Genomic DNA, 25193 nt, shown 5'->3' on the forward strand with positions numbered 1-25193 from the left:
AGACCCGCAGTCGCTAACCGGCAAGCGCGGACATTCTCAGGTAAGCACGCGCCGCAGGAAAGCCCGAGTCCCGCCTGGAGACTCAGGCCAGGTCGCTAGATCAGCTCAAGAATCTCCTCAAGGCTTTCCACCGCACGCAGATCCGGCGCGGCGTCGAGCGTGGAAATCGACGGGTTCACCAGAAAACCCTGCGTCGCCCGCCGCAGCATGTTGATGTCATTGAAGGCATCGCCAACCGCCAGCACTCGCTGACCTTCGGCGAGGGCCTTGTCGACAGGCTCTTCCTTCCCTCGGCGTGGGTAGTAGTCGCAGCCCGAGACAAACCCGTGGCTATCTGCCGTCAAGCGGTGACACCAGGTCGTTGGCTCGCCCAGCGCCTGCAGCAGTGGGTCTGCCAGCTCATGGAAGCAGTCGGAGATGATGTTGACTCGATAACCTCTGGCTTCCAATGCCTGCAGAAACGCCACGGCACCGGCGAACGGTTCGACCGTAGCGAGGATCCGTTGGACATCGCTCAAGGTGATCCCATGCTCGCGCAGCAGGGCGATGCGCTGGCGCATGAGCGCATCATAGTCAGGGATCTCCCTGGTCGTGGCGAACAGCTCCCTGATGCCGGTGCGCACCGCGATCGCCGGCCACAACTCGGGCACCAGCACGCCTTCCAGGTCGATGCAGGCCAGTTTGCTCAAGGCGCCCATCAGCGTGCCAGCCCAGGCAGCACCAGGCTCACGCCTAGCCCGATGAGGACGGTGCCGATCACCTTGTCGACGATATGCTGCTTGGCCAGCATGCGCTGGCGCAGGGCCTCGGCCGAGAAGAACAGGGCAACGAAGCTGAACCACACCCAGTGCGAGAACGACATGAACAGCCCGTAAGCGAAGTTGGTCGCCAAGCTGTTGCTGACCTGCACCACTTGGCTATAGGTAGCCACCACGAACAGCATGGTCTTCGGGTTCAGCGCATTGGTCAAAAACCCCATGGCGAAGGCCTTGCCGGCGGACGGGCGCGGCCCGGTGGCGGTTCCCAGTTGCACAGTGGACTTGCTGGTCAGCGACTTCCAGCCCAGGTAGATCAGATAACCCGCGCCGAGAGCCTTCATGGCCATGAACAGCAACGGAGAGTGGGTAATGACCAGGGCGATGCCCAGCACGGTATAGAACACGTGCACCTGCACCCCGCAGGCGATGCCGAAGGCAGCCATGAGCCCGCTGCTGCGCCCGTAGGCGTAGCTGTTGCGGGTGACCATCGCGAAGTCGGGGCCTGGACTGATCACTGCAAGGATGGTGATTGCGGCTACGGCTATCAATTCGTTCATGCAAGGACTCCGAGGCGGCATGGTCCGGCCATGCCGCCGTATCGTTCAGCGTTTGCTGAAGGTGATGACAAGCACATCCCGGTAGGCGGGTTGCAGCGGATCGAGCTGGATGATGGGCGTGACTCCGTGCAGGGTCTGCTCATCGTTGACGATGGCCGCCTCCATCGCCTCGGAAAGGGTGTACTGACTCAGCGGACGTTTGTTGCGGTCGTAGATGCTGGTCTCGCCGTTGACCACGTTCACCCGATTGACCATCATCATGAACACGAAATTGACGCCGTCGCGGTGCACCCCTTCCGGAGTGGGCGAAGCCGCCAGCTGCGAGGCATTGATGCGGAACTGGTGCACCTCGATGTGCCAGGTGTAATACGGCGCCAGACGGCTGAACGTGGTGCAGCACAGTTCCAGTGCTGCGGTCATGACCTTGTTCTGCGCGGTGCCGGGCTCGATCGGGGCGAAGTGTCGGGCGATGCCACCGTTGAGGGTGTTGTAGTCCAGGCTTTGATAATGCGGCTGATGGGCCTCGAGCCTTGGGCAGATGCTGCCAGGGTTGGCGCTGTAGGTCGCATGACGGCGCAAGCGATAGGTGCCCCTGTCCTTCATGAACATGTCCTGCTCCAGACGGTTCCAGCTTTCCTGAAACTCGGCCCAGTCTTCCAGGGCGTCCGGCTCGATGACGCTGAGCAGGCTGGCGATCTTGCGCGCGGGCAGGAAAGCAAAATCCTTTTGCGCTACGATTTCGCACAGGTTCTGAACGCTGTGCTGGCTGGCGAAATACGCTTCCGTTCGCTGATCCTGTGGGGTGACGCGCTCCCTCGTGTTCATCGGCTCCCTCCTTTTGGCTCCCCACTCATGCTTGAGTGCTAGGTGGCAAGGATCATGGCAATTTGCCTGACAGAAGAAAAACGATTTATATACTCTGAATCTGTGAGAAATCATCGCCTATATGAAGCTCCCTGCATTGACGTCTTTCCATTTCTTCACGGTCGCCGCACAGACCGAGAGCTTCGTGCAGGCGGCACGCCTGCTGCACGTCACCCACGGCGCGGTCAGCCGTCAGGTACGGTTGCTGGAGGAAGCCATCGGCGTCGAGCTGTTCGAGCGCCGCAACCGGGCGATCTTCCTCAATGACGCCGGCAGGCTGCTGTACAACGTCACCCGCCCCTTCTTCGAGCAGCTCGAAGGCACCGTCTACCGACTGCAGCGAGAAGCGCGCGAGGAGGTGCTGGTGGTGTCCTGCGAACCTACCATCGCCATGAAATGGCTGATCCTCCGCCTGCCTGATTTCCAGGCGGCCCACCCGAACCTGCAATTGCAGCTGCTGGCTGCCGGCGGACCTATCGACTTCGCCCGTTCAGGCGCGGACGTGGCGGTACGTCGCGACGACTTCCACTGGGATAAGTCGATACACAGCGAGACGATCTGCGAGGAATGGATCGGGCCAGTCTGCACCCCGACGCTGCGGCCCGAAGGCCAGCGGCTCGATGGCCTGCGCCTGCTGCGCAGCAAGACCCGGCCCTTGGCCTGGGACAACTGGATGCGCCTGGTGGACGTCGCGGCCCCGGAAGCGACGTGGTTGGAATACGAGCACTTCTATCTCTGCATCCAGGCGGCTGCGGCGGGGTTGGGGGTCAGCATGGCGTCCTTGCTGATGGTTCAGGATGAGCTGGAGTCGGGACAGCTGGTTGCGCCGTTCGGCTTCAGGCGGGATGGCTCGAGGTACTGCCTGCTGTCACCTCGCTCGTTCGATGACGGTTCCAAGTGCAGGGTGTTTCTTGACTGGATCACCGAGCAGATGGCGGACAGTGCCCGGAGGGTCGAGGCGCAGTGATAAGCGACGATGGGGCTACGTCTGCCCCCAATCATGGATCGGCCAGACCGATGGCCGCCGGACGACCGTTTTCTACCTGACCTCGGCCCTTCGCGGCAGGCAACCCACAGCCAAATCGGGCTGCTTGGCAGATGCGATCCTTGTGGGAGCGGGTTCACCCGCGAACACCGGCAAAGCCGGTGCCATGCACCGCGTCGCATTCTTCGCGGGTAAACCCGCTCCCACAGGGTACGCGCAGTGCTTGCGGGCGTTGATTACTTCGCATGCTCAGAAGTTTGATGATGCGGTGTCTAGGCCAGCCCGATTCTCGCCCTTACTACCGCATCAAATACACCATCCCCTTAAGACCCCCCACAACTGTTTCCAGACGACCCGCATCGGTTATACTTCTTAACGATTTCCAACCACCTTCACCCTCTGACGCACGAGATCGCATGAAGACATCCCCTGCACTTCAATCCGGCGCCGACAGCAGCGAGACCTCTGCGCCGACAGACCTCAACGATCTGGTTGGCTACGCCTTGCGCCGCGTGCAGATGAAGGTGTTTCAACACCTTGTCGAGTGTCTGACGCCCTACGACCTGCGGCCCGCGCAATTTTCCGCGCTGGCGATCATCGCGCAGAACCCAGGCCCCACGCAGGCCGAACTGGCCAAGGCCTTGAACATCGAGCCGCCGCAGGTGGTGCCACTGCTCAACAAACTCGAAGAAGCGGGCCTGGCACTGCGGGTACGCAGCAAGGCAGACAAGCGCTCTTATGGCCTGTACTTGAGCAAGGCGGGCGAGAAACTGCTGAAAACGCTTTACGGGGTCGCCGAAGAAAGCGACCGGGCCGCGACTGCCAACCTGGACGATGACGAACGCCAGCAATTACTCACCCTGCTGCGCAAGGCCTATTAGCGCGGCATCGGGATCAAGCTGGGCCACCCATGCCAAGCCTGGTGACCGGCTGCGGATGGTGACGCCGATCTCAGAATACAAACGGCAAAGGCTGCTCGGCCGCTTGCAGGCGCTGCAGCCGATACTCAACACGTAGCCACAACTGGTCAAAGAAAAAAGCCGCCGTCTGGCGTTTGCGCCGATAGAACGGCTGATCCTCGTGCATCAGCGCCAATCGCGCCGCCCGGGCCCACGCATGGCCCAACAGCAGCATCGCCAATGCCTGTAGAAAATCACCAGCGGCTCTGTAGGCATATTCCTTGTCCTCATGCTGATGAAGCCCACGCACCCAAGACCGCAACCTGTCGCTGGCGACGCGCAACTGCCGCGCCCAGCGAATGCCTTCGTCATCGCTCGCCAGCGCAGCATCTTCAAGCACGTCGTCCAGCAGCGCTTCAAGCGCCTCGCCACGATCGCCGAGCACCTTGCGCAGGAGTAGATCGTTGGCCTGGATCTCATTGGTACCCTCGTAGATCATGGCCACGCGGCTGTCGCGCAAGGTCTGCTCGATGCCCGATTCGGTGACGTAACCGTAACCGCCGAAGACCTGCAGCGCTTCGCTGGCCAGTTGGAACCCTTGCTCGGTGAAGAAGGCCTTGACCATTGGCGTCAGCAACGCGATGCGCGCTTCCAGCGTTTGCCGGGCCACGCCTTGCGCCTGTTCGGCAAGATCGATCAGGTGAGCGCACCAGTAGCCGATGGCACGCATCCCTTCGGTCAACGCTCGAGACTGCCATAACACCTGGCGCACGGCCGGGTGGAAAGCGACAGGATCCGCAGCCGCGACCTGAGCACCTTCGGGGCGGATCACAGCGCGCATCTGCACGCGCTCCTGCGCATAAGCGAATGCGCGCTGACCCGCGCTTTCCGCATGGGCCAAGCCCTGTAGGCCCACGTAGGTACGGGCGCTGTTCATCATCACGAACAGAGCCGCCAGGCCGCGATGGGGTTCGCCGATCAGCCAGCCCTGGGCCTGGGTGAAGCTCAGACTGCAGGTGGCACTGGCGTGGATGCCCATCTTGTGTTCAATGCCGGTGCAATGCACGCCATTGGGCTGGCCTTGCACCGTCAACTTGGGTACCAGAAACAGAGAAATCCCACGACTACCCGCGGGGGCACCGGGCAGGCGCGCCAACACCAGGTGCACGATATTGTCGGTCAGGTCGTGCTCGCCCCCAGATATGAACACTTTGTTGCCAGTAAGCCGATAAGTGCCTGATTCATCCATCACCGCCTGAGTGCGTAGCAGACCCACATCGCTACCGGCCTGGGGTTCGGTCAGGCACATGGTGGGCAGGCATTCACCGCTGACGATCTTGCCGAGCCAGGTCTGGCGAAGCTCTGGAGAGCCAAACTGAAGCAGGCATTGGTAGGCGCCATGGGCAATGCCGCTGTACATGGCCCAGCCATGATTGCAGGCGTAGATCACTTCATGCAGGGCAGCGCCGAGCAGCAGCGGCAGGCCCTGGCCGCCGTGTTCCACCGCGCAGACCAGGCCTGGCCAGCCGCCTTCCACATAGCGCTGATAGGCCTGGCGAAACCCCATTGGCGTGCTCACGTGGCCGTCCTGAAAATGGCAGCCTTCGCGATCGCCGCTCATGTTCAAGGGCAGCAGCTGGTTTTCTGCGAAGCGCGCGCCCTCCTCCAGCAACTGCTGGGCCAGGGCGCTGTCCACATCGGCGAAGCGCTCGGATTCGGCCCAAGCCGCCGGTGCTTGCAGCCATTGTTCGATCACAAACCGGATGTCTTGCAGCGGAGCGCGATAAGTCGACACGTGAAACTCCTTTCAGGCAACAGCCAAGGGATTTTCCAACAGCAAGGCCATGCCCTGGCCACCACCGACGCAGGCCGACGCCACACCATAACGCTGCCCACTGGCGCGCAGTTGTCGGGCAACGCTGATGACCAGGCGCAAACCGGTAGCGGCCAGTGGATGGCCCAAGGCGATAGCGCCGCCACAGGCGTTCAGGCGTTCAGGCGCGATGCCCAGGGATCGCTGGACCGCCACGATCTGCGCGCCCTGGGCCTCATTGATTTCGAAGCAGGCGATATCGTCCAGCGAGAGCCCTGCCCGCTCCAGCAGCAAGCGGATGGCTGGCACCGGGCCTAGCCCCATCACCTCGGGCGCCACGCCCACCACGCTGCTGGCACGCAACCAGGCCAAGGGTTTGCGCCCGGCCAGCCTTTCGGCCGAGCACATCAGCACAGCGGCCGCGCCATCCACTACCGCGCAACTATTGCCCGCGGTTTGCACGCCTTGCGGGTAGAGCGGTGAAAGCTGCTGCAGACGCTGCGGGGATGTGGCACGCGGATGGCTGTCTTCAGTGACGGCTTCGATGCCGCGCGGCAGACGAATACCGCGCGGCAGCAAGCCGGGCGCTTCGAACATTTCGTTGGAGACGCTGACGCATTCGTCGGTAAACCACCCTTGCGCCCGTGCGGCCATGGCGCGCGCGAAGCTCTGGGCCGCCCATGCGTCTACCGCTGCCCGGGAGATCTGGTATTGCCGGGCGATATTCTCGGCAGTCTGGATCATGCTGATGCCCACTGCGGGGTCGAACAATGCTTCCCAGAGGAAGTCCTTGAAGCCGACTTCGCCGCCCAGCCGAAAGCCGCCACGATGGGTGTAGGCAACGATCGGATTGCGTGACATCGATTCGGCCGCCACACACAGCACCGTGCCTGCTTCCCCCGCCTGGATCTGCTCACCCGCCTGGCGCAGCAATTCGAAACCGGTCGCGCAGATCCGTTGCACCATGAGCGCCGGCACCGCCTGGTCGACCCCGCAGTAGAGTCCGATATGCCTGGGCAGCATGTAGGCATCGAAGTCCGCCTGGGCCATGGACCCAGCCAGCACGCTGTCTACCTCGCTTGCGTCCAGCCTGGCCCGCTGCAACACAGCACGGCCGGCCTTGATGCCCAGATCGGTAGGCGAGACTAGACCGAGCGGGCCATTGAGGTCGACCCACGGCGTCCGTATCCCGTCGAGCAACGCGGTCGCCGGAAAAGCGCGAAACTGACCGCGGGCCTTCATGAAGCTTCTACACGCAACGGCCCCGGCCCTGCATACAGGTTGTCGATCAGGCCGTGTCGCAGTTGCAGCACCATGCGCTGGTTGAGCGAGCCCTTGTCGGTGATCTCGCCACGGTCGATGGACGGTGCTTCGCTGGCCAAGGCCGCGAATTGGATGTAGCTGGCGTTGCCGGTGGCGTCACGGTTGAGCGTGGCCAGCAAGCTGGCCAGCCAGTCACGCACCGCGGGCGACGACAGTACCTCGGTGTCGCTTGCCTGCGCCCCAAGCCCGGACAGCTGCCGGCATTCGGCCAGGCGGGGGAAGATCAGCAACCCCAGGCATTCGCGATCAGGACCCAGCACCACGGCATCCAGCACATAGGGGGCGCCCTGCAAGATCACCTTGGTGCGCATCGGGCCGACGCTGACGAACACCCCGGAGGACAATTTGAAATCCTCGGCAATACGCCCGTCGTACATCAGGCCCAATTGCGGATTGTCGGGGTCGCACAGGCGCACCGCGTCACCGCTGCGGTAGAACCCCTCTTCGTCGAACGCTTCAAGGGTCTGCTGGGAAGAGCGCCAGTACCCCGGCATCACATGGGGCCCGCGAAATCTCGCCTCGAGCTTACCGTCCACCGGCACCAACTTGACCTCGCAACCGGGGGCCGGCAGGCCGATGTAACCGGCTACCGACAGCGGCCCGGTGGTAAAGGTGCAGGAAGGCGAAGTCTCGGTCATGCCCAGCCCCGCCATCATGCGTATGCGTTCGCCGCAATGGGCCACGGCCACGGCGTCAAGGCGATCCCAGATGGCCTGGGACAACCCGGCACCGGCGAAAAAGAACAGCTTCATACGTTGGAAAAAGCGCTCGCACAGGGCGCTATCCTGCTCCAGCGCCTTGACCAGTTCCTCCCAGCCCTTGGGCACGGTCAGGTACGCAGTGGGGGAGATATCCTTGAGGTTGTCCAGCGTCTGGGCAAAGCCCTGCGGTGTCGGCTTGCCATCGTCGATATACAGTGTGCCGCCGTTGTACAGCACAATACCGACGTTGTGGCTGCCGCCGAAGGTGTGGTTCCACGGCAGCCAGTCCACCAGCACCGGCGGCACTTCGGAAAACTCCGGGAAGGTCTGCAAGAGCATCTGCTGGTTGGCACACAGCATGCCTTGGGTGGTGACGACGGCCTTGGGCAGCTTGGTGGAGCCGGAAGTGAACAGGAACTTGGCCAGGCTTTCCGGGCGCAGCTCGGCGAAGGCTTGGTCGGCACGGAATTGCGCGACGGTGGCCAGGACATCGGCGAACGGCGTGCTCGCCCGCCCCGGCAGTTCGCCCTGGCCCATCACCAGCGTGACCGAGGTCTCGAACACCGCATCGATGGCTCTGCCATAGGCAGCATCGGCCGCGAAGACCAGGCCCGGTTGCAGTGTTTCGACGATATGGCGCAGCTTGCCGAAATCCTGGGACAGCAGTGAATAGGCCGGCGACACTGGGCAATAGGGTATGCCGGCATACAGCGCGGCCGTGGCCAATTGCACGTGCTCAAGGTCGTTGCCGGACAGAATCACCAGAGGGCGTTCGGCGCTCAGGCCCTGATCCAATAACCAAGTGGCGATGCGTCGAACACGCTGCAACATATCGGCGTAGCTGATGTGCTGCCACTGCCCATCGACACCACGGCGCGCGACGAACGTCTGCTCGCCTCGATGCTCGGCCCAATGCAGCAAGCGCTCCATCAACCGTGCGGGGTACGCGTTGAGCTGTTCCACGGGGTCGAGATACAGGACGTCGCCATGCTGGCGCACCTGTACCTGAGGCTGCCCGATCTTGACGGCGCGCACTGGCGCGCGCTGGGCAACGGAGAGGGTATCGCAGTCCATGAAGGCTACCTCGGCCTTGACGCGCCCACGGGCCGAGAGGCCCGAGGGTGCATTCGCTATTGTTGTTTTGAGTGCGTGCGTTAAATCGGGTAATGCCGTGCGCCATGCTGCACGGTGACCCAGCGCAGTTGAGTAAAGGCATCGATGGCCGCCGTGCTGCCGAAGCTGCCGTAGCCACTGGCCTTGACCCCGCCGAACGGCATCTGCGCTTCGTCATGCACCGTCGGCCCATTGATATGGCAGATCCCTGATTCCAGGCGCTGGGCCAGGGCCAAGGCACGCTGGGTATCGCGACTGAAAATAGCCGCGCTCAGGCCGAACTCGGAGTCGTTGGCCAACGCCAGAAGCGCATCGTCACCGCTGGCGCGCAGCACCACCGCGACCGGCCCGAAAGACTCTTCGCGATACAACTTCATCTGGGCGTTGACGTGGTCGAGCAGCACCGGTTGCATGACGCTTCCTGAGCGCTCGCCGCCCGCCACCAGGGTCGCGCCCTTGGTGACGGCGTCATCGACCAGGCCCTGAATGCGCTCGCCGGCCCCAGCATCGATCAACGAACCCAGCGCCGCGTCGGCCTGCGAAGGGTCCCCCGCGCGCAAGCGGCGGACTTTCTCGCCGAGCTTGGCGACGAATACGTCGGCCACTGTCTCGTCGACGATCAGACGCTCGGTGGACATGCAGATCTGGCCCTGGTTGAAGTAGGCACCGAAGGCCGCGGCTTCAACCGCCGCATCCAGATCGGCATCGGCCAGCACCAGGAACGGCGCCTTGCCGCCCAGCTCGAGCACCGCCGGCTTGAGGTGCCGCGCAGCCAGTTGCCCGACGATACGTCCGACGTGGGTAGAGCCGGTGAAATTCACCCGACGCACCGCCGGATGAGCGATAAGGCGCTCCACCACCGCGGGCGCATCTTGCGGGGCGTTGCTGATCACGTTGACCACCCCATCGCCCAAGCCGGACTCCTGCAGCACCTTGCCGATCAGGCCATGCACCGCCGGGCTGGCTTCGGATGCCTTGAGCACGACGGTGTTGCCGCAGGCCAGGGGCATGGCGATAGCGCGCGTGGCCAGAATCACCGGGGCATTCCACGGCGCGATGCCCAGCACCACGCCACAGGGCTGGCGCAGGGCCATGGCAAAGCTGCCCGGCACGTCGGAGGGGATGACGCTGCCCTGGATCTGGGTAGTCATGGACGCCGCTTCGCGCAGAATGTTGGCCGCCAACATGACATTGAAACCGTACCAGTCGGCCTTGGCACCCGTTTCCACGGCCATGGCCAGGAATTCGTCGCGCCGGGCGTCCAGGGCATCGGCCGCCTTGAGCAAGCGCCCGCGGCGCTCGCTTGGCCCCAGCGCGGCCCAGGCGGGGAATGCCGCCTGGGCCGCTTCGACCGCGGCGTCGGCGTCGGCCAGCGTCGCCGCGGCGACCACCGACACCACCTCGCCGCTGACCGGATGGCGGCGCTCGAACGTGCCGCTGTCGCTGGCCGCGCGGGTCTTACCGCCAATTAACAATGGCACTTCGAACATCGGGCATTCCTCTTTTCTGTTTATTCGGGAATGAAGGTCGAGAGCGCTCAGCGCTTGTAGGCTTGCAGGCCTGGCTTGATGCTCTTGTCGTCGAGGAACTGCTTCAAGCCCTGCTCGCGCCCGTGCTCCGGGTCACGCAGCTGCGCCTGATCAAGCTTGGCGTACAGGTAGTCCTCGTTCTGCTCCCAGGTCAACTCACGGCAACGCTTGAAGCCATTCTTCGCGGCACGCAGGACAACCGGGTTCTTGTCCAGCAGGTCCTGGGCGAGCAGCACCACTTCATCGCGCAATTGCGCCAGAGGCACGCTTTTATTGACCAAGCCCATCTGCGCGGCTTTTTGCCCCTCGAAGGTCTTGCCGGTCATGATGTAGTACAGCGATTCACGGTGGCCCACGGTGTCGGCCATGGCCTTGCTGACCAGGTTGCCCGGTGGGATACCCCAGTTGATCTCGGACAGGCCGAAGGTGGCTTCATCAGCGCAGATCGCCAGGTCGCATGCGACCAATGGGCTGAAACCGCCACCGAAACACCAGCCGTTGACCATGGCGATCGTAGGCTTGCTGTAGAAACGCAGCAGCTTCCATTGCCATTCCGAGGCATCGCGGCGGATGCGCTCTTGAAGGATTTCCGGCCCGGCGTCCACTTCGCGGAAGTACTCCTTGAGGTCCATGCCAGCGGTCCAGGCGCTGCCTTCACCGGTCAATACCAGCACGCGAGCGTCAGCATCCTGCTCGACGGTTTCCAGCACATCGCGCATTTCACGGTTGAGCGTAGGGCTCATGGCGTTGCGCTTTTCAGGACGGTTGAAGCTGACCCAGGCGATGCCCTGCTCGACAGTGACTTTCACGGTCTGCCAGCGGTTGTCGTATTGCCCCATCACACACCTCTTGTACTGATTGTTCTTCGTGGTTGACTGAACATTAGCTCGGCCATTTAGTTAAGTCAATTAACCATTAATAAAATTATCTATTTTAACTCGAACGCGTCGTAGACAACGGCATTTCCCAGGCGCATGGCGCTGCCCACGCCCACCGTGCGGTTGAGCCATGCGTATTGAGGCGCCGAGGTTTCGAAACGCAGCGTGATGCGAAACTGGTATTGGCTGGGGTCGACAGCCTCGCCGGCGGCGACTTTTTTCATCACCTCCGGGGGGCCGAAGCGGTAACCCTCGGTACGCAGGTAGATCAACGCGCCATCGTCCGTTTGCAGCAAGTAACGGGTGTCGATGATGGCGACCCCCTCCGGGGTCACCACTTGCCAGTCCGCGCCGCTGTTGAGAATGGTGCCCTTGAGCCGATCCCCCTCGAAATGCCCGCCGGTGATGGGGATGATCCGCCGCTTGCCCTGTCCGCTGGTGGCACCCAACTCCCAGATCGGCGCTACCAGGTCGACACTGAAACGCGCCAGCGGCTCGAGCTTGAGCGGCGGCGGGTCATAGCTCGCGGCCTGGGCCAGAGCGGCGCAACCGCTCAACAGCATGACGGCCAGCACGTTGCGCAGGTTCATGGCGCGACCTCTCCCGAAGCAGCTGCTTCGGTTTGCGGCGCGCGCCGCCCCAGCAGCGCCATCGCGGCCACGGCCGCCACTACCAGTCCCGGCGAGGCGGCCAGCAACAAGCCCCCTACTCCCGCCCCCGCGGCGAGGATCTGCCCTGCCGCCAATGGCCCGGCCATCGACCCTAGGCGGCCCACCGCCACCGACGCGCCCACGCCCGTGGCGCGCACCTGCGTTGGATAGAGCGTTGGTGCCAATGCGTAAAGCACCAGCTGGCCGCCGATGGCGCAATAACCGGCGGTAAAGCCCGCCAGCAGGATCAAGCCGAAGCTGGTCGACAGGCCCAGGCCCGCCAACGAGGCGAGCATGCCCGCGTAGGCAATGCACACCGCGCGCGGCGCGTGGCCACGATCCATCATACGCCCGGTCAGGAACGAACCCGCCGCGCCGCCGAAGTTGAACAGAATCTGCACCGCGCCGGCCTGCGGCCGCGTATAGCCCTGGCCAATCAGCAGCGAGGGCAGCCAGTTGAGCAACATGTACAGCACCGTCAGGGTAAAGAAACATGCCAGCCACAGCAGTAACGTACGACTCGCCCGGCCGGGGCCGAACAGTTGCGCTGCCAGCCCGTTTTGCGTTCCAGCGACCGTGGCCTGGGCACGAAACGCCTGGGATTCGGGCAGCCAGACCATCAGCACGAACGCAATTGCAATGGGCGCGAAACCGCCGACGTAGAACACCGCGCGCCAACCCTCGCCCAAGCCCACCATGCCAATCACCGAAGCGATGACGCCACCCAAGGGCACGCCGCAGTAGGTCAGGCTGACCGCCGTACTGCGCAAGCGCTCGTGGGCGGCTTCACTGGTTATGGCGATGAGAATCGGCAACGCCGCGCCCAGGCCCAGCCCCGTCATCAGCCGCGCGACCAGCAGCGATGGATAATCCCAGGCGTGTGCGGTCCCCAATGAGAACGCCCCGAACAGCAACACTGCCATGATCAGGATACGTTTGCGCCCCAGGCGGTCAGCCAGCCACCCCCCGACGAAGGCGCCAGGCAGCAGGCCGAGCAGACCGGCACTGAACACCCAGCCCAGCATCGCGGAGGTCAAGGCGAATTCCTTGGCCATGTGCGGCGCGGCAATACCGGTGGCTTGCAGGTCAAGCCCTTCGAGCAGGGCCACGAGGAAGCACAAGCCGATAGTCAGTACCGGTCGGTGCGGATGTGCGTTTGAACCACTCATGTGCAGCCCTCTTGTTGTTATGCGTAGGGAAATCAGAGCCTGAAGGTCGCGCGCACGGACACGAACGAAGAGTCGTCGCCTCCGGCATCCCGGATGGCGGCGCCTATGTCGTAGTACTTCAGGTCCAGGTCGAGCGTCAGGTTCGGTGTGGCCAGCCAGCGGGTGTTGGCGCGGTAGATGGTGCCCACGTGTCGACCGGTGCCGCGGGTGTTGGCGAGCATGCTCATGCCAGGCATGTATACGCCGTCGTCGGTACTCTGTTTCCACACTTCGAAGATACCGGGCTCGAAGCGCAGGGTGCGCCAAGGTGAAAAGCCGAACGTCGGGCCGACGACGATGACGTTGCTCAAGGTGGTCAGGCTGGCCTCGCCGTACACGCCGTTGCGTGGGTACAGGGAATCGAATGTGCCGACCTTGCCATCGCCTGCTTCGCTGTCGCCGCTGGCCGCGTCAAGGCGCAGACCCAGACGTGGTTGCCACGGGCAGGTGAAGGTGTAACCGGTATCGCTGGATATCGCCCAGGCACGAATGGAGGCGTTGCCCAGATGCCCGGTCTGCCCGGCCAGGTCCCAACTCCAATCGATGGTTTGAGAGCGGCCGAACAACCGGGTGCCGAAGGTGTAGCGTTTCTCATCACCGGTTTCGCCCGCCAGACCGCGGTCTTCGGTTTCGAGACCGAACGCGAACAGGTCGATGTTCCACGCCTGGGTCAGCGGCAGGGTTCCATACAGACCATAGAACTTGACCGCATTGTTGCTACCATCGTCCCAACTGTCTTCGCCGGTCTCGACGGGACGTACCGCGAAGGCATCCAGCTTGCGTCCGTCCTTCAAGTTGAGGCTGGCGCGCAAGCCATCGAAACTCTGGCGAATGTTGGGGACATCGCGGTATGTCACGAACACCTGATTGCCGAACCCCATTTCCTGGCGGCCGACGCGGGTCGTGTAGCGCCCACCGGCAAAGTCATGGTTCAGGTCGATAAAAGCCTGGCGTACTTCGTTGCGGCTTTCGTCATTGGGCGAATACAGATCCTTGCCGAACGCTCGGGTGTTCTCTACCTGCACGAAGGTACGCAACGCGTCGTCGAACAGGTGCAGGTCGGCATGGGCTTGCAGGCGCTGCATCACGTAGGAATCGTCGTCGAGCCCGCGCAAGCCGAAGAATGGTTTATCCAGTGAATCGGCGCGATACCGCGCTTCCGCGCCAAGTTGCAACCATGCGCTTTCGGACAGTCGATGGTAGCGCAGACCGTCGAAGGGATCCGTGGCTTTGCTCGGGTCCTCCAGAAAGCGGTAATCCTCGACCCAGCGCGGCGCGCCGGGCCGCCCCGGCCGATTGTCTTCCAGGGGACTCGCCGCCTGTGAAAGCTGGGCGATTGATAACAGCGCGAGGGACAGGCATGCCCCCGTCAACGGCTTGGTCATCAGAATATCCTTTCTTGTTGTTGTGGAAATGGATAACTCTGTTAACGATTATTTTGCTTAACCATGCTGCCGTCAATAGGAGGCGCATACTATTGCCCCTGGCTGTGTACGATACTCGTTCGGTGATCGAACACTTTTAGACCCCCCAATTCAGGGGTATTGGCGGGGTGAGCTAAGCAAGAAACGTTTCAGTCGAATGCGCTGGCCTTTCCTTTGCTTGACAAGATGATTAAATATAAAAATTATGCGCTTGCCTTTTATCCACAATAATAAGAGCCACCCATGACCCATTCGAAGCCTTTGCTAGCTCTTACCCTGCTGTTGCTTGGCGCGAGCCAAGCGTTCGCCGCGCCAATCGTTAAACAGCCAAACATTCTGCTCGTGGTCGCGGATGACCTGGGTTTTTCCGATCTTTCTGCGCTGGGCAGTGAGATCGCTACCCCTCACCTGGACAAGCTCCTCGCCGAGGGGCGCTTGATGCTGGACTTCCATGCCGCGCCGAGTTGCTCGCCCACCCGCGCCATGCTCATGTCCGGCAACGACCCGCATCTCTCGGGCGTAGGCATGATGGCCGAGTCCCGCGGGCGTCTGCCGGCTGGCAGCGAGGTGCAGCCGGGATATGAAGGCGTGCTGGGCGCCAATGTGGCCACGCTCGCCGAACTCTTGCGCGATGCGGGTTACCGCACGTACATCGCCGGCAAATGGCACTTGGGCATGGAGCCTGCCCAGCAGCCCCAGAACCGCGGCTTTGACCAGGCTTACGTATTGCTGGAGGGAGGCGCCGCGCATTTCAAGCAAGACAACATGGGCCTGCTGCCGCACTACAGCTGGACCTTCCGCCACAACGGCGAGCCTGTCGAGTTGCCCAACGATTTTTACTCGACCCGCTGGTTTACCGACCGCTTGATCGAATCCATCGACCGTGACAAGGCAAGCCACAAGCCGTTCTTCGCCTTTGCCGCGTATACGGCACCGCACTGGCCGCTGCAAGCGCCCGACGAGTACCTGGCGCAGTACCGTGGTCGCTATGACCAGGGCTATGAAAAGATCGCTCAAGAGCGGCTCGAACGGCAGCGCAAGGCAGGGCTTGTGCCCGAGAACTTCCCCATGGACCCGCAACTTGAAGGCGTGCCCACCTGGGCGTCGCTTAGCCCGGAGCAACGGGAACAGTCGGCACGCACCATGGAAGTCTACGCGGCGATGGTCTCGGCGCTGGACGCCGAGGTTGGCCGCCTGGTGGACCACCTGCGCGACACGGGCGAACTCGACAACACATTGGTGCTGTTCATGTCCGACAATGGCCCGGAAAACGCCAACCGCGTGGATCCGGACTGGATCAAGAGCAACTTCGACAACCGCTTGGAAAACTACGGCCGGCCTGATTCGTTCTTGATGATCGGTTCGGCATGGGCGCAGGTCAGCGCCCTGCCCAGCCGTCGCTACAAGATGACCACCTACCAGGGCGGGATTCGCGTACCGGCCTTCGTCTACTACCCCGCGTCGATCAAATCCGGGCGCAGCGAAGAACTGGCCAGCGTGCGCGACATCATGCCCACGTTGCTGCAACTGGCCGGTACTTCATTGCCAGGGATCAAGTACCGCGACCGCGACATCGTGCCACCACAAGGCACTTCGGCCCTGCCGTACCTCGAAGGCAAGGACACGCAGATTCACCCACGCGATGAGGCCATGGGCTGGGAGATCAACGGTAACGCCTCGTTGCGCAAGGGCGACCTCAAACTGTTGTTCGATCGCACCGACGCCGCGCCGGCGTGGCAATTGTTCGATTTGAGCCAGGACCCAGGGGAACACCATGACCTGGGTGCGCAGCAGCCCGAGCGAGTGAACGAACTGCTGCGAGATTGGAAAGGTTATGCCCAACGCAACAACATCGTGATCACGCCTGATGGCCGGCCCGTTTCTCCCGCGTTGGTGAACAAGCCATGACACAACGGATGCTCGGGGGCGCGTTACTCGCCCTCGGCGTGCTGGGCGCAGCTTATGCCGCGTGGCCAGAGAACACTGCACCGGCTCTGCTGTGCACCGGTTACAGCGGCGTGCCCGAGCCCCGCAAGGGGCCGTGGCGAGACGGCATGGTGCGTGTACCCGAGGGTGAGTTCAGCTTTGGCTCAGACCGTTTCTACATGGAAGAAGGCCCGCCGCACCGGGCCAAGGTCTCGACCTTCTGGATCGATGTGCACCCGGTCACCAACGCCCAGTTCGCACGTTTCGTGCAGGCCACCGGTTACGTGACCCAAGCCGAACAGGGCATCGACGTCCAGGCGGCCCCCGCCCTGCCAGACGCCCTGCGGGTGCCAGGTGCGATGGTGTTCAGGCAGGGAGCGGACGTACTGCGGCCCGGCTGGCAATTCGTCGCCGGGGCAAGCTGGCGCCATCCCCAGGGGCCCGGCAGCGACTGGGTCGGGCGGGAAAACCATCCGGTGGTGCAGGTAACCTTGCGTGATGCGCGGGCCTACGCCCGCTGGGCCGGGCGGAAGCTGCCCACCGAGGCGCAGATGGAATATGCGATGCGTGGTGGCCTCCAAGACGCGGACTTCAGTTGGGGCCCTACCGAGCTACCCAATGGCAAACCCATGGCCAACACTTGGCAGGGACAGTTCCCGTACCACAATCAAGCGATCGATGGTTTCACGGGCACCTCCCCGGTGGGCTGCTTCGTGGCCAATGGGTTTGGCTTGTTCGACGCTGGAGGCAATGTCTGGGAGCTGACGCGTAGCGGCTATCGTCCAGGGCATGACCAGGCCAGAGACAACGCCGTCAACCCACCGGGCCCGGCGCTGGACGACAGTTACGATCCCGCGCAACCAGGTACTCGCGTAGCGGTGATCAAAGGTGGGTCACACTTGTGCTCGGCGGATGTATGCATGCGCTACCGACCCTCGGCACGGCAACCACAAACGGTGTATCTGGCTACGTCTCACGTGGGGTTCAGGACGGTGCGGGAGGTAGATGGGCACTGAAGCTGCGAGCTGAACAGCGTTCTGCGACCATTTCCCTTCCTTTATGTAGCTGCTCTCAGATCCGCTCATCCAGGTCCCACCGCCGAGGGGCACAGGCGAACTAGGCAGTCAGCGTGGATCGGAGAAAAACGACCTGAGGCGACTTTACGCAACGGTAACTCTCCGACCTCGACTGGGCGCGATGTGTCGAGTACAGCTCACAAAACCTGCTAGCCGCCATTCATTTATTGGTGGCATGACCCGGAGCAAGCCGAGCGGCAGCCAATTCGAACGCGCGCTTCATCTCCTCCACAACCTCATCGCTGTGCTCAAACGACAAATAGATCCGTCCATATTGCGATGGCATCACCAGCAGCCCCTCCGCACGCAGCGCCAGGTGCAGCGCCTCGCTGAACGCAGCATCGCCGAACGCGACGGCTTCTTCATACGTAGAGGGTGCGCGCTCAGACGGCCAGATGGCGAACACATTGCCGTAACCGCTGGTGCTGATGGTGATGCCCTGGGCCTTGAAGATTGCCTGCACGGCGTGACGCAGCTTCTCGCCACGTTCGATCAACTGTGGGTAGTCGACCTGGTCTATTTGCTCGAGCGTGCCGAGCACCGCCGCGCAGGCCAGCGGGTTGCCGCTGAAGGTGCCGCCGCGCAATACCCGTCCTTCTTCGAAGCCCGCCAGGATGTGCGGCTTGCCGACGATCGCTGATACCGGCACGCCGTTGCCGATAGCCTTGCCAACGCTGGCGATGTCCGGGTCCAGACCTGCCTGCAGGCTGGCCAACCCGGCATGCAAGCGAAAGCCCATCAGCACTTCGTCGCTGATTACCAATGCCCCATGTCGGTGGGCCACGGCCTGCACATGCTGCAGGTAGCCTGGCGCCGGCATGATGCAGCCGGCATTGGCGAGCATGGGTTCGAGAATCACCGCAGCGATGTCCTGGTCTTCTTCGAACAATCGCTCGACGTCGTCGAAGTCGTTGAAGCGCAGCAGCGTGGTGCGCGCGGTGCTGGGGCGCTCGCCGTCGGCGAAAGCGGCTTCGGGCGAGCCGACGTTGCCAAAGCTGACATCGTCGAACCAGCCGTCGAAGCCTGCCGCCATCTTGGCGATGCGCCCGCGGCCGGTATAGGCGCGCGCGGCGCGGCAGGCCAGGTGTACCGCCTCGCTGCCGGAGTTGGTGAAGATCACCCGGCTGAGTGCGCCGGTGTGGGCCGCCAGCGCACTGGCCGCGGCATGCTCGCGTACGTGGGCCCAGGATGGCGAGGCGGAGTCGGCCAGGGCGTCGGCTACCTGCGCGTTGACGCCGGCGTTGGCATGGCCGAGCAGTACGGCGCCGAAGCCCAGCGCGGTGTCGATGTAGCGGCGCCCCTGGTCGTCCCAGAGGCAAGGGCCCTTGCCGTTACGGATGAACAGGGCCTGGCCGTCGAGTGCCGGGAGGATGCGGGCGGCGCTGGAAACATCGCCTACGAGATTGCGCATGAGTACCTCTGTGTCGTTGTGCGGTGCAGGGCTGACGACGCGTCAGGCCCTCTGAGTCGGGTTCGATTCCTCAGCGAGTGTTCCATGGGCTGCTGGCGAGCTTCTGTTCGAGGAAGTCGCGGAACACACGGATTCTCGGGCTGAGGTGTTTGCGGTTGGTGTAGATCATGTAGATCGGTTCGACGCTGTCCTGGGCGTACGCTTGCAGCAGAGGCACCAGGCGTCCTTCCTGGATATCCTGGCCGATATGGAACTCGGCCAGGCGCACGATACCGGCGTCGCCCAGCGCCAGGTCGCGCAGCAGGTCGCCTTGGGCGAAGGTGGCTTTGGGCACCACCGGCACGGTGAGGGCCTGGCCATCGACCAGAAATCCCCAGGTGTTCCACACACTGCTGAAACCGAAGGAAAAACAAGTGTGCTGCAACAGCTGTCCGGGATGCGCAGGCGTACCGTGCCTGGCCAGGTAGGCGGGCGATGCGCAGATGATCCAGCGGCTCTGGCCGATCTTGCGGGCGATGCGCGACGAGTCGGGCAGCACGCCACTGTGGATCGCCACGTCCAGGCCCTGGTCGAACTGGTCACTGAACTGCGCGCCGACCTGAATATCCACGGTCAGCCCCGGGTAAGCGGCAAGGAATTCCGGCAGCCAGGGAATGATCTGGTGCTTGGCGAAGGTGGTCATGGTGTGGACCCGCAAGGTGCCACTGACCCGTGTGGGAAAGGCCTCGGCCAGCGAGTCGGCCTCGGCCATGGCGTGACTGACCGCGTGGGCGCTGACCAGGTAGGCGGCGCCTTCCTCGGTCAGCGTCAGGCTGCGGGTGCCGCGCTGGAACAGGCGCACCTGCAGGCGGTCCTCAAGGCGCGAGATCAGCTTGCTGATGGCCGACGGGGTCATGCCGCAAGCGCGCGCCGCGGCAGAAAAGTTGCCGTGTTCGGCGGCGCCAAGAAACGCCAGCAGCTGTGAGTAGTTGTCCATGATCTGCCTCCGGTGATCACCAGAATGCTGGCAGCGCCGCGTCGGGGTGGCAACCAGTGGCCCGAGAACACGCTGGTCGGGTGGCCTGGCGGCAGGTCAGCGAATGAACTGCTCGATGTAGTCGTCCGGCAAGCCAAGCGACTTGTAGTAGGCACGGGCGGTCTCCAGCTTGGTGAATACGTCCTCGTAGCCCACGGCCACACCTTGCGGGTCGACATAGGTATAGCCACCTTGTACATGGAACCAGGTGATCATCTCTTCGACGTCTTCCGGCACGAACAGGGTGTGCGTTTCCCCTGGCGGTTCGAAGGCGAACGAGCCTTCTTCGGCGATCCAATCGTGCTCCAGGTAGTACCAGCGGCCCTTGAGTACCAGCGCATGCACGCCACCGGTATGGCGATGACGCGACAGCACGCCGCTCTGGCGCACTCGCAGCAGGTTGATGTAGTAGCCGCCGGAGACACTCAGCAACAGCGGCTTGAACGACACCGAAGCGGTTACCGGGACCCATAGCTGGTCGTCTTCGAGCCACTTGCCGAGCACGCCGGGGTGGACCATATCGGGGGACATGAACGGCACCTGCGGCAGTTGATAAGGGATGGCCAGTTCGTCGGGTTTGGGGGCAATGCTCATGGGGGGCTTCCACAGTTGGTTTGTTGGAGTACCCGGCCAGCTCTGGGCCGGGGCTGCAGCCAGATTAGGGCTGCACTGCAGGGTGAAAAAGAGCTCGCTCGGCACACTCGCTGTGACCTGTCGTCATCGAAGGCTGCGTGCGAGGTAGTGCGTTTCAGGTGGCCTGCCGGGCTACAGGCGAGTTTTCGAACTGCAATGCACTGCGCCGGGCCGATAGCGCCGGCTGGCTCTTCTGCAGGTAGACGCCGATGGCTACCAGCACGGCTGTCAGCCCCAGGGTGCTGAGCAGCTCGGCGCGCTGCCCGGGAAACGCCGCCATGACCACGAAGACGCTGACAATCAAGGCAATGGTGAGCAGGGTCAGCCAGGGAAACAGCCACATGCGCACCTCCAGTGGCTTGCCCAGTGCCACCAGCTTGCGACGCATGCACAGCTGGGTAACGGCGATCACCAGGTACATCAGCAGCGCCAGCGCACCGCTGGTGGCCAGCAGGAACTGGAACACCTGGGCCGGCAGCAGGTAGTTGGCCGCCAGTGCCGCCAGCGCGGCCCCCGAGGTGAGGGTGACTGCCAGAAGCGGCACACCCTGGGGAGTAGTGCGTGAAACAGCCTCGGGCGCATCGCCGCGACGTGCCAGCGAGTAAGCCATGCGCGAAGCCGTGTAGATGGCCGAGTTCAGGCAACTGGTGACCGCCACTAGCACCACGATGCTCATGATGCCCGGCGCCCAAGGGATGTTCATCGCCGTCAAAACGGCCTGGTACGAGCCCTGTGCCAGGCCTGGTGCGTTCCACGGGATCAGGCATACCACCACGAACATCGAGCCAAGGTAGAACAGGCCCAGGCGCCACACCACGGCGCGGATGGCTTTCTTGATGTTGGCTTTCGGGTCACGCGATTCGGCGGCGGCGATGGTCACCACCTCGCTCCCCTGGAAGCTGAACATCGCGGTCAGCAGCGCGGCGACGATGGCCACGTTGCCGTTGGGAGCAAAGCCGCCGTTGGCGTAGAGGTTGGCAATGCCACTGGTGGACGAGCCGGGCATCAGGCCGAGGATGGCCAGCACGCCGAGCCCGATGAAGCTGACGATCGACACCACCTTGAACAGCGACAGCCAGTATTCCAGCGTGCCGAACGAGCCGACGCTGAGGCTGTTGCAGAAGATCAGCACCAGGGTGATGGCAAAGGCGGTAAGCCAGTGCGGCAAGCCCAGCCAGTCGCCGAGGATGTTGCCGGCGACGATGGCCTCGATGGCGATCACCAGCACGTAGAACCACCAGTACAGCCAGCCGATGGAAAACCCCGCCCAGCGGCCGATAGCCTGGTCGGCATAGGAGGAGAACGAGCCGGTGTCCGGCCGCGCCGTGGCCATCTCGCCGAGCATCTGCATGACCAGCACCACGATCGCTGCGGCGATCAGGTACGCCACCAGCACTGCCGGCCCGGCGGCGGCGATGGCATTGCTGGAGCCCACGAAGAGCCCGGCGCCAATCACGCCGCCGATCGAGATCATCGTGACCTGCCTGCCTTTCAAGCCAGTCCCCAGCTTGTTGTTTGTCTTGTCTTGATCGCCATGCATTGGCTTGCACCTCGGTTACACGCTTGTTGTTGTCATGGCCCCCGGCGAGACGGCCTTAGGGAGCAACCATAAGCGGCAAACGCCCGTCGGATTAGGCGCCGAAGCGTCATACCCGGTATGACGCCCATTCACATGTGAGGCGAAGCGGTGAGTTCATAAGGTGTTGATGATACGGCCACGGTCGATAGCGGCCATATCGAGGGATAGCTCCCTCGTTATTCCTCACAGTTTTTAGTCCCTAGCGGCAGCTTAATTTCTGAATGGCTCGCCATTGTTCTGACTACTCCTCTAACGCTGCGCGGTTCTGTGGCCATTTGCAATCATTGGTGCGAGAATCCAATCCAACCCTTGCACTAGAGCGCTCGAGCCGGCTGCCATGGGTTCGCGGCCTATCGGCAACGTACGGCAGCGATCCTGACTCCAATCAGTCTTCGCGGCGCCATGGGCATCAACTGCATGCTTCACTTCTGTCGTGTGAGCCTTGATGACTGCTGCCACCCCCTCCCCCGTTCGCCTCTACACGCTGGATGCACTGCGAGGTATCGCCGCTCTATGCGTGGTTTTCTGGCACTGGCAGCACTTTTTCTATGTGGGGAGTGATCCGTCGGGTCTGGTCGTCTCCCAGCAGCCGTTCTACCAGTGGCTCACGCCGCTCTACCACCATGGCGGAATGGCGGTGCAGCTGTTCTTCACCATCTCGGGGTTCGTGTTCTTCTGGTTGTTCTCGCGTGGTATCGCAGATCGCTCGATACGGCCCACTGCCTTTGCGTGGGACAGGTTCAGCCGGCTGTACCCCTTGCATATCGTGACGTTCGCGCTGGTTGCCGGGCTTCAGCTGATGTATGCCGACGACCATGACAGCTACTTTGTGTATGCCTTCAATGATGTCTATCACGCGGTGCTCAACCTGTTCCTGGCACCGGCCTGGGGGCTGGAAAAAGGCTGGTCTTTCAATGCGCCTGTCTGGTCGGTTTCAGTGGAAGTCTTACTGTACGGGTCTTTCTTCCTGGTATGCCTGGCGGGACGGTGGCGATGGGTGCTTGCCGTGGGCGGCTGTGGGCTGGGCGCATGGCTGTACCCGGAGTCCTACAAGATCGGCAGCGGGCTGCTCTGCTTCTATATCGGCGGTATTACCTATGGGCTTGTTGAATGCCTGCGCCGCCAGGTGGGCGACAGGGTCTGCGTGGCCATCACGACGGTAGCGTGCCTGGGGGCATGGGGTTGTCTGGTGTATGGAATGGACGTAGCCATGGATAACCTTCTCATCGGCCTGTGCTTTCCGCTGACCCTGGCGATGCTGGCGGCGGCGGGTCACTGCTGGCCCAACCTGATGCGCTCCTGTGCCTGGTTGGGAGACATCAGCTATTCATCCTATCTGCTGCACTTTCCATTGCAGATCGTCTTTGCCATGGCAGTAGACGGGATGGGGCTGTCACGATCCATTTTCTACCATGGCTGGACGATGCTGCTCTTCTTCGCCGTGCTGGTACCGATCAGCATGCTTGGCCACCGCATGCTGGAGCGGCCGGCGCAACGCTTCTTGCGTCAGCGGATGGGTGAAGATGTGGGTGTATCGAGGAGAAGCGAACGTTCGGCTATCGGCTGAAAATCCATAGCCACATTATTATCGCCTGTCATGTACTTGAAGTAGCGATGGCTCATCACTCGGCTGAGTGATGAGCGAGGCCGCTGTTTTATAAAACTTTACGGCCTCGGCACCAAACACAGATGGCCTGGCTCAGGACTAGTGTGAAATGACGCGCGTGGCGTTTTGCTTGCGTCTGGTTCCCATCCTGGCTAACCGCAGAAGCTGCTTCTCGACGACGAGATAGCAGATCACGCCTCCAAGCACCCCCACCACGACCGAGCCCAATGCATAGGTAATAGCGACTTCCTTGCTCGCTATTTGTCCGAAAAGCATGATGAAGACGACATACCATACCCTCTGTGAAATAGGATGCGAGAGGTAGAGCGAGTATGAAACTTCCCCGAGGAACAGAGGAATTTTCTTCACAGTGCCTTGAATATACTTTTCAAGCACGACAACGCCGCTGACTAACGCCAGCGATGGGATGCCATAAATCCAAAATCTGGACGACTGGTCTGCATGAACGAGCATCAGGGTTGTTAGCGCGGCCATTACCAGCCCAGCCCCGACCTTGGGCCCGAGGTTGAGCAGATGCCGTCGAAAATAGCCGAGCACGACTCCAGCCAGGAACTCGAGGATGAGAGGCCCGGTATAGGTTGCAAGCACGGGATCCTTGAAATTCACGAGCATCCCGCACAAGGCCAGGCCACTGAACAGCATGACGATGAAGGTGAACCTCTTGCGCATGTCATCTATGAGCAGGCCGAACCCGAAGAGGAAGTAGAAGAACATTTCGTAAATGAGCGTCCAGCCTATGGTGTAGACGGGCGTCACATCACCGACATCGGGGTTTTGCGCGGGGATGAAAAGCAATGACTTGAGGATGAAAACGGGATCGATGCCCCTCGAGTTGAAGAACAAGGACGGCAAGATGAGCGCAGCGGAAATGATCAGGAGTGTGAAGAACCAGTAAAGCGGGGCGACACGTAGTACCCGTGCCCACCAGAAATGCAATGTGCCCTTTCTCTTGTTATCCGTCGTTATCCACATTACGAATCCAGATATCACGAAGAAGATATCGACACCGAAATCGCCTACGGGATTCTGGAAATAGGGGGCAACGGCGGCCATGACCAGTGAGTGATAGACAATTACAAAGAGCGCGGCCAGGCCGCGCAGGTACTGAATTCCGTAATACTTTTCCATTGAACGTCCATTTAATTTTTTGCGGTTTGTTCAGTGAGGCTTTCGCTTTGTTCAATCTGCCAAGGAGGCGAAGCGACATTATCCCTCGGGGCACAG

Annotated in this window: 21 protein-coding genes; 5 read left to right on the forward strand and 16 right to left on the reverse strand. The window is 62.3% G+C overall.

The features are described from left to right. Nucleotides 1-95: 95 nt before the first annotated feature. From thrH to G7009_RS22285, 3 genes are read right to left on the reverse strand one after another with little or no spacing between them, the layout of a single operon-like run. Nucleotides 96-698, reverse strand: a complete 603-nt coding sequence (gene thrH, locus G7009_RS22275) for a bifunctional phosphoserine phosphatase/homoserine phosphotransferase ThrH (RefSeq protein WP_181132256.1) — start codon at nt 696-698, stop codon at nt 96-98. Next, entirely contained in the window at nt 698-1315 is a 618-nt protein-coding gene (locus tag G7009_RS22280) for a LysE family translocator (protein ID WP_181132257.1), read from the reverse strand. The genes thrH and G7009_RS22280 overlap by 1 nt, the downstream gene beginning before the upstream one ends. Before the next feature lie 45 nt (nt 1316-1360). Beyond that, a complete protein-coding gene (locus tag G7009_RS22285) occupies nt 1361-2140 on the reverse strand; it encodes a 2OG-Fe dioxygenase family protein (protein WP_181132258.1) in 780 nt (259 codons plus the stop codon). 121 nt (nt 2141-2261) lie between these two features. Here G7009_RS22285 and G7009_RS22290 point away from each other — a divergent pair, with 121 nt between their 5' ends. Together G7009_RS22290 and G7009_RS22295 are read left to right on the forward strand one after the other, a co-directional pair. Continuing rightward, a complete protein-coding gene (locus tag G7009_RS22290) occupies nt 2262-3146 on the forward strand; it encodes a LysR substrate-binding domain-containing protein (protein WP_181132259.1) in 885 nt (294 codons plus the stop codon). A 434-nt stretch (nt 3147-3580) separates the two neighbouring features. Further along, nucleotides 3581-4045: a MarR family winged helix-turn-helix transcriptional regulator gene (locus G7009_RS22295; RefSeq protein WP_181132260.1), complete on the forward strand. Its 465-nt coding sequence runs from the start codon at nt 3581-3583 to the stop codon at nt 4043-4045. A 70-nt stretch (nt 4046-4115) separates the two neighbouring features. Here the strand turns inward: G7009_RS22295 and G7009_RS22300 are convergent, their stop codons facing one another. The 8 genes from G7009_RS22300 to G7009_RS22335 all read right to left on the reverse strand — a co-directional run bounded on the left by G7009_RS22300 (nt 4116) and on the right by G7009_RS22335 (nt 14663). Then, nucleotides 4116-5858 (reverse strand): acyl-CoA dehydrogenase, encoded by a 1743-nt coding sequence (locus G7009_RS22300; protein WP_181132261.1) that lies wholly within the window; start codon nt 5856-5858, stop codon nt 4116-4118. A 12-nt stretch (nt 5859-5870) separates the two neighbouring features. Beyond that, nucleotides 5871-7118, reverse strand: coding sequence for a thiolase family protein (locus G7009_RS22305; protein ID WP_181132262.1), 1248 nt, complete (start codon nt 7116-7118; stop codon nt 5871-5873). Continuing rightward, a complete protein-coding gene (locus G7009_RS22310) occupies nt 7115-8974 on the reverse strand; it encodes a feruloyl-CoA synthase (protein WP_181132263.1) in 1860 nt (619 codons plus the stop codon). The genes G7009_RS22305 and G7009_RS22310 overlap by 4 nt, the downstream gene beginning before the upstream one ends. 80 nt (nt 8975-9054) lie before the next feature. Beyond that, on the reverse strand, nt 9055-10503 hold the full coding sequence (locus tag G7009_RS22315) for an aldehyde dehydrogenase (RefSeq protein WP_181132264.1): 1449 nt from the start codon (nt 10501-10503) through the stop codon (nt 9055-9057). Between the two features lie 47 nt (nt 10504-10550). Next, nucleotides 10551-11381, reverse strand: a complete 831-nt coding sequence (locus G7009_RS22320; RefSeq protein ID WP_181132265.1) for a p-hydroxycinnamoyl CoA hydratase/lyase — start codon at nt 11379-11381, stop codon at nt 10551-10553. Nucleotides 11382-11470: 89 nt separating this feature from the next. Beyond that, nucleotides 11471-12010, reverse strand: a complete 540-nt coding sequence (locus G7009_RS22325) for a DUF3237 domain-containing protein (protein ID WP_181132266.1) — start codon at nt 12008-12010, stop codon at nt 11471-11473. Continuing rightward, nucleotides 12007-13239, reverse strand: coding sequence for a 3-(3-hydroxy-phenyl)propionate transporter MhpT (gene mhpT, locus G7009_RS22330; RefSeq protein WP_181132267.1), 1233 nt, complete (start codon nt 13237-13239; stop codon nt 12007-12009). Before mhpT ends, G7009_RS22325 begins: the two co-directional genes overlap by 4 nt. A 32-nt stretch (nt 13240-13271) precedes the next feature. Next, nucleotides 13272-14663, reverse strand: a complete 1392-nt coding sequence (locus G7009_RS22335; protein ID WP_181132268.1) for an alginate export family protein — start codon at nt 14661-14663, stop codon at nt 13272-13274. Between the two features lie 282 nt (nt 14664-14945). On the opposite strand from G7009_RS22335, the gene G7009_RS22340 reads away from it, so the two are divergent. Together G7009_RS22340 and G7009_RS22345 are read left to right on the forward strand one after the other, a co-directional pair. Further along, nucleotides 14946-16610, forward strand: coding sequence for an arylsulfatase (locus G7009_RS22340; RefSeq protein WP_181132269.1), 1665 nt, complete (start codon nt 14946-14948; stop codon nt 16608-16610). Further along, nucleotides 16607-17644 carry a formylglycine-generating enzyme family protein gene (locus tag G7009_RS22345; protein WP_181132270.1) on the forward strand — a complete coding sequence of 346 codons (1038 nt, stop codon included), beginning with the start codon at nt 16607-16609 and terminating at the stop codon, nt 17642-17644. The genes G7009_RS22340 and G7009_RS22345 overlap by 4 nt, the downstream gene beginning before the upstream one ends. Nucleotides 17645-17864: 220 nt before the next feature. Here the strand turns inward: G7009_RS22345 and G7009_RS22350 are convergent, their stop codons facing one another. The 4 genes from G7009_RS22350 to G7009_RS22365 form a co-directional block, all read right to left on the reverse strand. Continuing rightward, entirely contained in the window at nt 17865-19115 is a 1251-nt protein-coding gene (locus G7009_RS22350) for an aspartate aminotransferase family protein (protein ID WP_181132271.1), read from the reverse strand. A 70-nt stretch (nt 19116-19185) separates the two neighbouring features. Beyond that, nucleotides 19186-20091, reverse strand: coding sequence for a LysR family transcriptional regulator (locus G7009_RS22355; RefSeq protein ID WP_181132272.1), 906 nt, complete (start codon nt 20089-20091; stop codon nt 19186-19188). Between the two features lie 96 nt (nt 20092-20187). Continuing rightward, nucleotides 20188-20724, reverse strand: coding sequence for a 2,4'-dihydroxyacetophenone dioxygenase family protein (locus G7009_RS22360; RefSeq protein ID WP_181132273.1), 537 nt, complete (start codon nt 20722-20724; stop codon nt 20188-20190). A 154-nt stretch (nt 20725-20878) separates the two neighbouring features. Then, a complete protein-coding gene (locus G7009_RS22365) occupies nt 20879-22303 on the reverse strand; it encodes an amino acid permease (RefSeq protein WP_181132274.1) in 1425 nt (474 codons plus the stop codon). Between the two features lie 484 nt (nt 22304-22787). Between G7009_RS22365 and G7009_RS22370 the strand changes: the two genes are divergently transcribed. Beyond that, nucleotides 22788-23909 carry an acyltransferase family protein gene (locus G7009_RS22370; RefSeq protein WP_181132275.1) on the forward strand — a complete coding sequence of 374 codons (1122 nt, stop codon included), beginning with the start codon at nt 22788-22790 and terminating at the stop codon, nt 23907-23909. A gap of 138 nt (nt 23910-24047) precedes the next feature. Here G7009_RS22370 and G7009_RS22375 read toward each other — a convergent pair whose 3' ends face one another. Beyond that, nucleotides 24048-25097: an acyltransferase family protein gene (locus G7009_RS22375; protein ID WP_181132276.1), complete on the reverse strand. Its 1050-nt coding sequence runs from the start codon at nt 25095-25097 to the stop codon at nt 24048-24050. Between the last annotated feature and the right edge of the window lie 96 nt (nt 25098-25193).

This window comes from Pseudomonas capeferrum (genome assembly GCF_013523055.1).
Taxonomy (GTDB): domain Bacteria; phylum Pseudomonadota; class Gammaproteobacteria; order Pseudomonadales; family Pseudomonadaceae; genus Aquipseudomonas; species Aquipseudomonas capeferrum_A.